At 71.3% G+C, this 12040-nt stretch carries 9 protein-coding genes and 1 tRNA gene; 2 read left to right on the forward strand and 8 right to left on the reverse strand.

Features of this window, described 5'->3' with window-relative positions; translation table 11 throughout:
* The first annotated feature begins 22 nt into the window (after positions 1-22).
* On the forward strand, positions 23-1600 hold the full coding sequence (locus VKA29_RS35045) for a serine/threonine-protein kinase (RefSeq protein ID WP_324790085.1): 1578 nt from the start codon (positions 23-25) through the stop codon (positions 1598-1600).
* Between the two features lie 115 nt (positions 1601-1715).
* On the opposite strand, the gene VKA29_RS35050 is transcribed toward VKA29_RS35045, so the two are convergent.
* Entirely contained in the window at positions 1716-3107 is a 1392-nt protein-coding gene (locus VKA29_RS35050; protein ID WP_324790086.1) for a hypothetical protein, read from the reverse strand.
* 166 nt (positions 3108-3273) lie between these two features.
* Positions 3274-3402 (reverse strand): DLW-39 family protein, encoded by a 129-nt coding sequence (locus VKA29_RS35055; protein WP_003999697.1) that lies wholly within the window; start codon positions 3400-3402, stop codon positions 3274-3276.
* Between the two features lie 328 nt (positions 3403-3730).
* Here VKA29_RS35055 and VKA29_RS35060 point away from each other — a divergent pair, with 328 nt between their 5' ends.
* Positions 3731-4150, forward strand: a complete 420-nt coding sequence (locus VKA29_RS35060) for a DUF6344 domain-containing protein (RefSeq protein WP_324790087.1) — start codon at positions 3731-3733, stop codon at positions 4148-4150.
* A gap of 103 nt (positions 4151-4253) precedes the next feature.
* On the opposite strand, the gene VKA29_RS35065 is transcribed toward VKA29_RS35060, so the two are convergent.
* From VKA29_RS35065 to recF, 6 genes are all read right to left on the reverse strand, one after another.
* Positions 4254-4327 (reverse strand) — tRNA-Ile (locus VKA29_RS35065).
* Between the two features lie 89 nt (positions 4328-4416).
* Positions 4417-5211, reverse strand: coding sequence for a DUF3566 domain-containing protein (locus tag VKA29_RS35070; protein ID WP_324790088.1), 795 nt, complete (start codon positions 5209-5211; stop codon positions 4417-4419).
* Positions 5212-5229: 18 nt separating this feature from the next.
* Positions 5230-7824 (reverse strand): DNA gyrase subunit A, encoded by a 2595-nt coding sequence (gene gyrA, locus VKA29_RS35075; RefSeq protein ID WP_324790089.1) that lies wholly within the window; start codon positions 7822-7824, stop codon positions 5230-5232.
* 42 nt (positions 7825-7866) lie between these two features.
* Complete coding sequence (gyrB, locus tag VKA29_RS35080; protein WP_324790243.1) at positions 7867-9927, reverse strand: DNA topoisomerase (ATP-hydrolyzing) subunit B; 2061 nt, start codon at positions 9925-9927, stop codon at positions 7867-7869.
* A gap of 416 nt (positions 9928-10343) precedes the next feature.
* Positions 10344-10880 carry a DUF721 domain-containing protein gene (locus tag VKA29_RS35085; protein ID WP_324790090.1) on the reverse strand — a complete coding sequence of 179 codons (537 nt, stop codon included), beginning with the start codon at positions 10878-10880 and terminating at the stop codon, positions 10344-10346.
* On the reverse strand, positions 10877-11998 hold the full coding sequence (recF, locus tag VKA29_RS35090) for a DNA replication/repair protein RecF (protein WP_324790091.1): 1122 nt from the start codon (positions 11996-11998) through the stop codon (positions 10877-10879). Before recF ends, VKA29_RS35085 begins: the two co-directional genes overlap by 4 nt.
* Positions 11999-12040: the final 42 nt, after the last annotated feature.

Here is a 12040-nt window from a genome sequence, read left to right on the forward strand (position 1 = left end):
GGGGGAGGAGCGACGCACCGCCATGGGTGAGGTCTTCGCCGGCCGGTACGAACTGGTCGACCCGATCGGACGCGGAGGGGTCGGCGCCGTCTGGCGCGCCTGGGACCACCGCCGCCGCCGCTACGTGGCCGCCAAGGTGCTGCAACAGCGCGACGCCCACTCCCTGCTGCGGTTCGTGCGCGAGCAGGCCCTGCGCATCGACCATCCGCACGTGCTGGCCCCGGCGAGCTGGGCCGCCGACGACGACAAGGTCCTGTTCACCATGGACCTCGTGGCCGGCGGTTCGCTGGTCCATCTGGTCGGGGACTACGGCCCGCTGCCGCCCGTCTTCGTCTGCACCCTGATCGACCAGCTCCTGTCCGGGCTGGCCGCGGTGCACGCCGAAGGCGTGGTGCACCGCGACATCAAGCCCGCCAACGTGCTGCTGGAGGCCACCGGCACCGGCCGTCCACGCCTGCGGCTGTCCGACTTCGGCATCGCGATGCGGCTGGGCGAGCCCCGCCTGACGGAGACCAACCTCGTGGTGGGCACGCCCGGTTATCTGGCGCCCGAACAGATGATGGGCGCCGAACCGGACTTCCCCGCCGACCTGTTCGCCGTGGGCCTGGTCGCCCTCTATCTCCTGGAGGGCGCCAAGCCGGACGCCAAGGCGCTCGTGCAGTACTTCGCCGAGCACGGGACGCCGGGTGCGCCCAAGGGCATCCCCGAACCGCTGTGGCAGGTCATCGCCACCCTGCTGCAACCGGACCCGCAGGCCCGCTTCCGCACCGCCACGGGGGCACGCAAGGCCCTGGCCTCCGCCGCCGAACTCCTGCCGGAACCCGGTCCGGACGACGAACTGATCGAGATATTCGACCAACTCGGCCCGCTCCCGACGGGCTTCGCCGCCGACGGCCCCCTGAAACCCGCGTCCGGCGTGACGGCCACCGACAGCACCGCGTCCGGCGCGACGGCCACCGACAGCACCGCGTCCGGGACGGCGGCCCCCGCGCCCGCGACGGACCCGAGCGAGCCGGCGTCGGCACCGGCCGCCCCCACCCCGGCCGAGACGCCGCCCGCCGACCCCCGCCGGCCCCCCGGACCCGCCACACCGACCGGACCGACCGGGCTTGCCGCACCCACCGCGTCCGCACCCACCGCGTCCGGGCCCACCGCATCTGCCGGATCCACCGGATCCACCGGATCCACCGGATCCACCGGATCCACCATGTCGGACACCGGCAGCTTCCGCCTGCCGCCACCCCAGGACACGATCACCCCCTCCCCCCAGGCACCGCACCGGCCGCTCCCCGCACCGCCGCAGCCCCATCCGGCGGCGGCCCCGTGGCCCGGTCCCGCCCCCGCCTCCCCCCACGACCCCACGCACGTGCTGCGCCCTCCCCGGCCCCCCGCGCCACCGCAGCGCCCCGACGCCGTGACCGCCGCCTACACCGCCCAGGAACCGCATGCGGCGCCCGTGGCCCAGCAAGCCCCGCGCCCGAGCCACCGCGCCGCCCGCCGTGCGCGCCGCCCCGGCCCGCCCGCCCGGGTGGCCGTCCCGCTCCTGCTGCTGGCGCTGGTCTGCTACGCCATCGGCTTCTGGGCCCTGACCCGACTCTGACCCGCCCCTGCCCCTGACCCCGCCCGCCCCTGTCCCCGCCTCCGCCCCGCCTCTGACGCACTTGTGACCCGCGTGAGGCCACCCTGCGCACCACCGACCGCCCGGGGCGGCAGCCCTACCGCACCGGCAGGCGCACCCCGGCCCTGCGCCGGGCCGAAGCCGTCCACACCCCCAGCACCACGAGCACCAGCGTCCCCGCCCCGATGCCCCCCGCGGCGAGGGCCTTCATCGCCGTGTCGTCCCCCGCCGCTCCGCCGTCCGCCGCGGCCTGCCGGTCCGCCGCCGTCACGCCGAAGGCGTCCCGCGGCACGGCCCGCCCGGCGTACCCGGGACCGTCGTGCGCCGCGCCGGCGACCCGCACACGCAGGGTCAGCCCGAAGGGCCCGTCGCCGAAGTCCTCGGCCACCGACTCGGCGAGGTGCACCACCAGGTAGTACGAGCCGGCGAAACGCATCCCGTTCACCCGGTCGGTCACGGCGTACCGGTTGGCGTACTCGACCGGCGGCACGGGAGCGAGGGCGGCCGTCCGCTGCCGTCCGTCGTACCCGACGCCGGCGTCCTCGACGCGGGCGCGCACCGGGTTGTGCAGCGCCAGCGAGAGGGCGCCGACGGCGAAGCCCCTGCCGTCTGCCGAACTGCCCAGTTCGGCGGTGGCGGACAACTGCTGGCCCCAGTCGACCGGAACCTTGTAGAACAGCGTCTGCCCGGGGCTGACGGCCGCGCGCCACACGCCCTGCCGGACCGGGACCGCCCGGCTGAAGCCCGCGCCGCCCTGGCGCCGCTGCTCCCGGCCGGTGAGCGGTGCGGGCGAGGCGGAGTCCCATGGATCGGGAGCGCTGGTGGCGCCGGTCCGGGTCAGGCCCGGCTCGGTCGCGGCGGCGAGTTCGAGGTCCCAGGCGCCGGGCGAGGAGTCCGCCGCGTCGACACGCTCGACGACGACGTAGTACGGGCCGGCGCCCCGGCACACGGGGTCGGCGGGCGACGTCGTCCGCGCGCCCCAGGCGGTGATCGGGTGCGGGCTGTGCGCGGCGCCGAAGCTCACGCTCTCCCGCGAGCAGGAGCGGCCGTCGGCGCTCTGCACCGACACCCGGATGCCGTCGGAGGTGGACAGCACGCTGCCCGGCCGGGGGACGGCGGTGGCGGAGACGTACGCGTTCGACACGACGTCGAGTTCCATGCGGTAGTACGCCTTGGCGCCCCTGGGCAGCGAGCTGCGGTACGTCCGGCCGGGTTCGATCAGCGGGGCGTCCGTGGTGCCGGGCGCCCCGGTCACGGTCCGCGCGTCCTCGGCGAAGGCGTAGGCGACGGAGGGGGAGGCGGCGGCGGAGCTGTAGGAGGCAGTTCCGGAACCGTGGGAGGCGGCTGCGGCGCCGGGAGTGGCGGCCGCCGCGGCCGGGCCGGGCAGTGCCGCCGCGCACAGTACCGCGCCCGCGGCCGCCCCGCACGCGCGCGCCGACGGACGACCGCGCCGTGCCCTCGCGCGCCACCACGCCGTACGCCGCCCCATCACGCGCCACCCCTCGCCGTCGCCGGACCACGAAAACCGTGGCCCATCCTGCCCCGCGAGGCGGCGCGTCACCCGCGCATTCCGTACCCCGTCCGAAACGCCCGTGCGACACAAAACCCCGACCGCGTCGCGGCCGGGGTCTGCATTCAGACTGGGATGTCGGTACTCACGAACCCGTGGGCACGGAGTCAGTCGCCTCCGTCCACAGATCCTGCTCGGCGCGATCCGCCTGGATCTGGCGGTACACGAGGAGCCCGCCGATGGCGGCCAGTGCGACCAGGAGAAGCTTCTTCACCGCGCGACCTCGTCTTTCCTTGACGTAGGGGACCTCTGGCGCCCGACTATACACACCGGCCGAGACCGATCGGTGACCTGCGTGGGCCCCCAACTTCCGGTCCGCTCAACGCAGTACGAGCGGAGCGACAGCGCTCCGATCAGAGGGTGATCACACCCGCACGGACGGTCACTTCGACCCTTATTGTCCGCTTTTGCTCCGCCTTGCGACCATCCGGGTGGTGTTCATCCGAAGATCGGCGCACCACGGGCGTCGGTCCGCCACTTCGCGACCCTCATACACATCATGAGGAAAGTACGCAAATCGCCCAACCCGAAAGTGAGGGGACATGGCCCGGAACAAGGTCATGACGCTGTGGACCGCCATCGTCACCGCCTTCCTCGCGCTGTGCACGGCGCTCGGACTCGTCACCACGAACGCCGCCGCGGCCGTACCGCAGTCCGAGGCGGGCCGCAACAGGACCGCCCCGGTGCCCGCGCCTGCGCCGGCCGTGGCGGTCCCGACCGGCTGGGGACGGCCCTTGGCCAGGGCCCTGCCACCCACGATGAAGCAGCGCATCCACGCCGAGGCCCACGGCTCGTCCCCCAGCTGCCGCCACCGTCCGCTCACGGACGCCTGCACGGACATCACTCCGGACACCGGAACGGAAGCCGGTACCGACACCGGCGTGCACTCCGGCGGGGATGTGGAGACGGCCGCGGCAGCCGCCGGGCAGGCGCCCGCTTCCGCCCCCGGCGCCCTGCGCTGACCCTCCAGGCCGCCAGGCCCCCCACGCCCGTCCGGGCCCGTCCCGGACAACGAAGAACGGGCGCCCCCCGTAGGGAAACGCCCGTCTGTCGGATCTTCAGCTGTGGGGCTAACAGGATTTGAACCTGTGGCCTCATCCTTATCAGGGATGCGCTCTAACCAACTGAGCTATAGCCCCGCCGCGCTCTGCGGTGTGTGTCCCGCGCGCTGACTCCTGAAGATTAGCGCACGACGTGCGCAGTCCCAAAATCGATATCCGCAGGCCCGCTACTCGTCCTCCGCCAGCGTCAGCTCGACGCCCCCGACGAAGCCCGCCGAGAGGTTGTAGATGAACGCCCCCAGTGTCGCCAGGGCCGTCGCGAGGACGACGTCGATGACGGCGATGATCGACGTGAACATCAGGACGTGCGGCAGCGACAGGAACGACTGCAGGTCGAAGCCGTTGGAGCCGCTGGAGCCGTTGGAGCCGGTCGCCTCGGAGACCGTGCCGCCGACCGTCTCGAAGACGCTCATGGCGTCCAGGACCATCCACAGCACCGCGGACGCCACGATGGTGCAGATGCCCAGCGCGATGGACAGCAGGAAGCTGACCTTCATGACCGACCACGGATCCGCCTTGGCCACCCGCAGCCGCGCCTTGCGTACGCGCGGCGTCGTGCGCGCCCCGGTACGCGGCCGGCGCACCGAACCGGCAGCACCGGCCGCGGCCGAGGCCGCCTCCGGTGCCGGGTAGGCCTGCGGCGGGTGATACGGCCCGGCAGGCTGCTCCGGCTGCCGCTCACCGGGCAGCGCGGAGGCCGGCTGCTGCGCTTGCCGACCGCCCTGAGCGGCCCCGCCCGCGTACTGCTGAGGCCGCGGGCCGCGGGTCTCCGGCACAGTTCCCCCCTGGGTTCCCTGAGTTCCCTGCGCGTCCGGCGGAGACGACACGGTCGCACCGCTGTCGATCCTGCGCAGCTGGGTCGTGTGCGGATCGGTCGCACGCGCGGCGGAGCCACGGCCGCCGCCGTCGGCTCCTGTACCAGTGGAGGTACCGGTCGATCCGGCGCCCGTGGCTCCGCTCACGATGACTCTCTCCTCGTCCTACTCGGCCGAGGGCGACTCACCCTCGTCCGTGCCGGCGGCAGCGGCGTCCTCGGCGGTCTCGTCCACGGCGATGTCACCGTCGACCTCCTCCGCCTCGCGCCCGGCCTCGGCGTTACGTGCGATGCCGACCACGGCATCGCGCTTGCCCAGGTTGATCAGTTGGACGCCCATGGTGTCACGGCCCGTCTCCCTGACCTCGCTGACTCGCGTACGAATCACACCCCCACCCAGCGTGATGGCGAGGATCTCGTCGCTCTCCTCGACCACCAGCGCGCCGACGAGCGAGCCGCGGTCCTCGACGATCTTGGCAGCCTTGATACCCAGGCCACCGCGACCCTGGACGCGGTACTCGTCGACGGCGGTCCGCTTCGCGTACCCACCGTCTGTGGCAGTGAACACGAACGTACCGGGTCGAACAACATTCATCGAGAGGAGCTCGTCCCCCTCGCGGAAACTCATGCCCTTGACACCCGAGGTGGCACGGCCCATGGGACGCAGTGTGTCATCCGAGGCGGTGAACCTGATCGACTGTGCCTTCTTGCTGATCAGCAGCAGATCGTCGTCGGCCGACACGAGTTCGGCTCCGATCAGCTGGTCGTCGGAACCGTCCTCCCGCTCCCGCAGGTTGATCGCGATCACACCGCCGGAACGAGGCGAATCGTAATCCTTCAGCGGCGTCTTCTTCACCAGACCCGCCTTCGTGGCCAGCACCAGGTACGGCGCCGCCTCGTAGTCGCGGATCGCGAGGATCTCCGCGATCGTCTCGTCCGGCTGGAAGGCGAGCAGGTTCGCCACGTGCTGCCCGCGCGCGTCCCGGCCGGCGTCCGGGAGTTCGTACGCCTTCGCCCGGTAGACCCGGCCCTTGTCGGTGAAGAACAGCAGCCAGTGGTGCGTGGTGGAGACGAAGAAGTGGTCGACGATGTCGTCTTCCTTCAGCTTCGTGCCGCGCACGCCCTTGCCGCCGCGCTTCTGCGCCCGGTAGTCGTCCGTCTTCGTGCGCTTGACGTACCCGCTGCGCGAGACGGTGACCACGATGTCCTCTTCGGCGATGAGGTCCTCGATGGACATGTCGCCGTCGTAGGGCACCAGCATGGTCTTGCGGTCGTCGCCGTACTTCTCGACGATCGCGGCCAACTCCTCGCTGACGATGCCGCGCTGGCGGACCGGCGAGGCGAGGATCTGGTTGTACTCGTTGATCTTCGCCTGGAGTTCGTCGTGCTCCTGGACGATCTTCTGGCGCTCCAGGGCGGCCAGTCGGCGCAGCTGCATCTCGAGGATCGCGTTCGCCTGGATCTCGTCGATCTCCAGCAGCTCCATCAGGCCGCCGCGCGCGATCTCGACGGTCTCACTGCGCCGGATCAGCGCGATGACCTCGTCGATGGCGTCCAGCGCCTTCAGCAGACCGCGCAGGATGTGCGCCCGCTCCTCGGCCTTGCGCAGCCGGAAACGCGTCCGGCGGACGACGACCTCGATCTGGTGCGTCACCCAGTGCCGGATGAACGCGTCCAGCGACAGCGTGCGCGGCACCCCGTCGACCAGCGCCAGCATGTTGGCGCCGAAGTTCGTCTGCAGGTCGGTGTGCTTGTACAGGTTGTTCAGGACGACCTTGGCGACCGCGTCCCGCTTCAGCACGATCACCAGACGCTGGCCGGTACGGGAGCTCGTCTCGTCCCGGACGTCCGCGATGCCGCCGATCTTGCCGTCCTTCACCAGGTCGGCGATCTTCTGCGCCAGGTTGTCGGGGTTCACCTGGTACGGCAGCTCGGTGACCACCAGGCACTGGCGGTTCTGGATCTCCTCCACCTCGACCACCGCGCGCATGGTGATCGAGCCGCGGCCGGTGCGGTACGCCTCCTCGATGCCCTTGCGGCCCACCACCAGCGCGCCGGTCGGGAAGTCCGGGCCCTTGATCCGCTCGATCAGGGCGTCCAGCAGCTCCTCGTGGGACGCCTCCGGGTTCTCCAGGTACCACTGGGCGCCGGCCGCGACCTCGCGCAGGTTGTGCGGCGGGATGTTCGTCGCCATGCCGACCGCGATACCGGCCGAACCGTTGATCAGCAGGTTCGGGAAACGGGACGGCAGGACGGTCGGCTCCTGGGAGCGGCCGTCGTAGTTGTCCGTGAAGTCGACGGTGTCCTCGTCGATGTCACGGACCATCTCCATCGACAGCGGCGCCATCTTGCACTCGGTGTAGCGCATCGCCGCCGCCGGGTCGTTGCCCGGGGAGCCGAAGTTTCCGTTGGAGTCCACCAGCGGCATCCGCATCGACCACGGCTGCGCCAGGCGCACCAGCGCGTCGTAGATCGATGAGTCACCGTGCGGGTGGTAGTTGCCCATGACGTCGCCGACGACGCGGGCGCACTTGTAGAAGCCGCGCTCGGGTCGGTAGCCGCCGTCGTACATCGCGTACAGCACACGGCGGTGGACGGGCTTGAGACCGTCACGGACGTCGGGCAGCGCACGGGACACGATGACGGACATCGCGTAGTCCAGGTACGAACGCTGCATCTCCGTCTCGAGCCCGACGGGCTCGACGCGCATCGCGACTTCGCCGCCCTCCGCGGGCGTCACGGGAGTGTTCTCGTCGGCCATTGCTGGTGAAGATCCTTCCTGGTGCGGTCAGCTGAGACCGACTCAGATGTCGAGGAAGCGGACGTCCTTGGCGTTGCGCTGGATGAACTGGCGGCGGGCCTCGACGTCCTCGCCCATCAGGACCGAGAACAGGTCGTCGGCCTGGGCGGCGTCGTCGAGGGTGACCTGGCCGAGGACCCGGTGCTCCTGGTCCATCGTGGTCACGCGCAGTTCCTCGGCGTTCATCTCGCCGAGGCCCTTGAAGCGCTGGATCGAGTCCTCGCGGACCCGCTTGCCGCGCTGCCGGCCCATCTCGATCAGCGCGTCGCGCTCGCGGTCGGAGTACGCGTACTCGATGTCGTCCCGGCCCCACTTGATCTTGTAGAGCGGGGGACGGGAGAGGTACACGTGCCCGGCCTCGACCAGCGGCCGCATGAAGCGGAACAGGAAGGTCAGCAGCAGGGTGCTGATGTGCTGGCCGTCGACGTCGGCGTCCGCCATCAGGATGATCTTGTGGTAGCGGAGCTTCTCGATGTCGAAGTCCTCGTGCACGCCCGTGCCGAACGCGGAGATCAGCGCCTGGATCTCCTGGTTCTGCAGGATCTTGTCGATCCTGGCCTTCTCGACGTTGAGGATCTTGCCGCGGATCGGGAGGATCGCCTGGTACTGCGGGTTGCGGCCGGACTTGGCCGAGCCGCCGGCGGAGTCACCCTCGACGATGAAGATCTCGCACTTCGCCGGGTCGTTCGACTGGCAGTCGGCCAGCTTGCCCGGCAGCGACGCCGACTCCAGCAGGCCCTTGCGGCGGGTGAGGTCGCGCGCCTTGCGGGCCGCCACGCGCGCGGTGGCCGCCTGGATGCCCTTGCGGACGATGTCCGCGGCCTCGTTCGGGTTGCGGTCCAGCCAGTCGTTGAGGTGCTCGTAGACCGCCTTCTGCACGAAGGTCTTCGCCTCCGTGTTGCCCAGCTTCGTCTTCGTCTGGCCCTCGAACTGCGGCTCGCTCAGCTTGACCGAGATGATCGCCGTCAGGCCCTCGCGGATGTCGTCGCCGGTGAGGTTGTCGTCCTTCTCCCGCAGCAGCTTCTTGTCGCGCGCGTACTTGTTGATCAGGTTGGTCAGCGCGGCGCGGAAGCCCTCTTCGTGCGTGCCGCCCTCGTGCGTGTGGATGATGTTCGCGAAGGAGTACACACCCTCGCTGTAGCCGCTGTTCCACTGCATCGCGACCTCGAGGGACAGGTGCTTGTCCTTGTCCTCCGCGTCCAGGTCGATGATGGTCGGGTGCACCACCTCGCCCTTGCGGGAGTTGAGGTAGCGCACGAAGTCCGAGATGCCGCCCTCGTAGTGGTACGTGACCGACTTGACCTCGTCCTTGACGTCCGCGCCGGCCTCGTCCGCGCCCGTGGTGGCCTTCGCCGACTCGCGCTCGTCGGTGAGCCTGATCGTCAGGCCCTTGTTGAGGAACGCCATCTCCTGGAAGCGCCGCGACAGCGTCTCGAAGGAGTACTCGGTCGTCTCGAAGATGTCCGCGTCCGCCCAGAAGGTGACCGACGTGCCGGTCTCCTCCGTGGCCTCCTGCCGCGCGAGCGGCGCCGTCGGGACGCCCATCTTGTAGTCCTGCGTCCACCGGTACCCGTCGGTCCTCACCTCGACGGCGACCTTCGAGGACAGCGCGTTCACGACGGAGACGCCCACGCCGTGCAGACCGCCGGACACCGCGTAACCGCCGCCGCCGAACTTGCCGCCCGCGTGCAGCACGGTCAGCACGACCTCCACGGCCGGCTTGCCCTCCGACGGGACGATGCCCACCGGGATGCCACGGCCGTTGTCGACGACGCGCACGCCGCCGTCGGGGAGGATCGTCACATCGATGGTGTCCGCGTAACCGGCCAGCGCCTCGTCGACCGAGTTGTCGACGACCTCGTACACGAGGTGGTGCAGTCCGCGCTCGCCGGTGGAGCCGATGTACATACCGGGTCGCTTGCGGACCGCGTCCAGACCCTCGAGGACGGTGATGGCGCTGGCGTCGTACGAGGCGGTGACCTCGCCGTTCGACGAGGTCACCGCGTCGTGCTCGCCGGCGTCGGTGGACGGGATGTTCTCGTTGGGGTTGCCGGAATCGGCCACGAAGCGCCCTTTCTGGCACAGCACGAGCCAGGCTCCTGGGGGTTCCCCCCGCTGGGGGGCGGTCGCCGGAGCGGCTGCGGCATGTTGCGTTGGTAAGCCCTAGATCAGCGTTGCTCAGCTTTTCCCGGACGATCCCCACGGCTGGGGCGGGATTGTCTTCCAGTCTACCGGTAGCGCCGACAGTGATGGGGGTTTGCCGGTACCTGAGTCCGCATGTGGCGCCCTCAACCGGTCTTGGCCGGGTCCCCATATACGGAGCGGGGCTCCAAGACGCTCACAACGGCACTCAGCGCTTCCGGCCGTCAACCCATGGCTACGTGGAAGTCAGCCCGGACGCACGGACCGGTTCGCGACCGCGTCCGGCCCCGCGACCGGGCGGCCGCCGGCCCCCGCTGCGACGTCCGTTGTGAAGTCCGTCACCCGTAGGTGTCACCCGGTCCCGTACTGCCCGGAGCGCGCAGCGGACCGTAGCGACGGGCGGGTCCGCCGGGCCCCAGCACCTTGATCACCCGCACCCTGCCGTGCCCGAGATCCTCGTTCAGCCGCGCCACCAGCGTCGGGGCCAGCAGCCGCAGGTTCGTCGCCCACGCCGTGGAGTCGCACCGCACCACCAGGACCCGCTCGTCCTCGTCGTACCGCTCCGGCACACAGTGCTTGGCGACGTCAGCGCCCACGATCTGCGGCCAGCGCCCCATCACCCCGCCCACCGCGGCCGGCGCCTCCCACCCGCGCTCGGTGATCAGACGGTTGATCGCGGCGCCCAGCGCCATCGGATCCCGGCCGTCGGCACGGGCACCCGAACGCAGACCACCCCGCCGCGCCTGCTTCCGCTGCCGCGTCGCGTCCCCGCGCGCGCGTGCCTGTTCCCGCGCCGCCCGCAACGCCACCCGCGCCAGATCCACACCGGACGGCTCCGGCCGCTTCTCCGGCTGGGGCTCCTGCCCGGTGCTCATACGCGCTCCACCGTCCCGCCCGACACCGCGAACCGCGCCCCCGCCAGCACGTGCGGCACGTCGTCGTCCACCGCCGCCGTCACCAGCACCTGCTCACCGGGGGCCACCAGCTCCGCCAGCCGCTCCCGGCGACGGGCGTCCAGCTCGGCGAACACGTCGTCGAGCACCAGCACCGGCTCGTTGCCCTCGGCCCGCAGCAGGTCGTACGACGCCAGCCGCAACGCCAGCGCGAACGACCACGACTCACCGTGCGAGGCGTATCCCTTGGCCGGCAGCTGACCGAGCTTGAGCAGCAGGTCGTCCCGGTGCGGCCCCACCAGGGTCACCCCCCGCTCGATCTCCTGCTTGCGCGCCTGGGCCAACGCCTCCGTCAGCTGCGCGAAGAGCTCGTCCCGCGTGTGCGCCTCACCGGGGGCCGACGGCCGGTACTCCAGCACGACCGGGCCACCGCCCGGCGCCAGCTGCTCGTACGCCTTGTCCGCGAGCGGCTGCAACGCCCCGATCAGGTCGAGCCGCTGGGCCAGCAGTTCCGCCCCCGCGCGCGCGAGGTGCTGGTCCCAGATGTCGAGGGTGGACAGGTCCAGGGAGCGGCCGCCGTGCCGCCGGGCCAGCGCGGCCGACTTCAGCAGGGTGTTGCGCTGCTTGAGCACCCGCTCGTAGTCGGAGCGCACCCCGGCCATCCGCGGGGAACGCGAGGTGACCAGCTCGTCGAGGAAGCGGCGCCGCTCGGAGGGGTCGCCCTTGACCAGCGCGAGGTCCTCCGGCGCGAACAGCACGGTCCGCACGATGCCCAGCACGTCCCGCGGCCTGACCTGCGAGGACCTGTTGACGCGGGCGCGGTTGGCCCGGCCCGGGTTCAGCTCCAGCTCCACCAGCTGTCGGCGTTCACCCTGCCTGACCTGCGCCCGGATCACCGCCCGGTCGGCGCCCACGCGCACCAGAGGGGCGTCGGACGACACCCGGTGGCTGCCGAGGGTGGCGAGGTAGCCGACCGCCTCGACCAGGTTCGTCTTGCCCTGCCCGTTCGGACCGACGAACGCGGTCACGCCCGGGTCCAGCTCCACCTCGGCCCGGGCGTACGAGCGGAAGTCGGCCAGCGACAGATGCGTGACGTGCATGGTCGTTCGCCGACCTCCCCGGACGTGGTGGTGGGCGGCCCC

It is taken from the genome of Streptomyces sp. H51 (assembly GCF_035656535.1).
Lineage (GTDB): Bacteria > Actinomycetota > Actinomycetes > Streptomycetales > Streptomycetaceae > Streptomyces.

Excerpts from the sequence above, each read along its gene's own strand:
- VKA29_RS35060 (WP_324790087.1), top strand. The coding sequence starts at position 3,731 with ATGGCCCGGAACAAGGTCATGACGCTGTGGACCGCCATCGTCACCGCC.
- VKA29_RS35045 (WP_324790085.1), top strand. The coding sequence starts at position 23 with ATGGGTGAGGTCTTCGCCGGCCGGTACGAACTGGTCGACCCGATCGGA.
- VKA29_RS35050 (WP_324790086.1), bottom strand. The coding sequence starts at position 3,107 with ATGGGGCGGCGTACGGCGTGGTGGCGCGCGAGGGCACGGCGCGGTCGT.
- VKA29_RS35085 (WP_324790090.1), bottom strand. The coding sequence starts at position 10,880 with ATGAGCACCGGGCAGGAGCCCCAGCCGGAGAAGCGGCCGGAGCCGTCC.
- gyrA (WP_324790089.1), bottom strand. The coding sequence starts at position 7,824 with ATGGCCGACGAGAACACTCCCGTGACGCCCGCGGAGGGCGGCGAAGTC.
- recF (WP_324790091.1), bottom strand. The coding sequence starts at position 11,998 with ATGCACGTCACGCATCTGTCGCTGGCCGACTTCCGCTCGTACGCCCGG.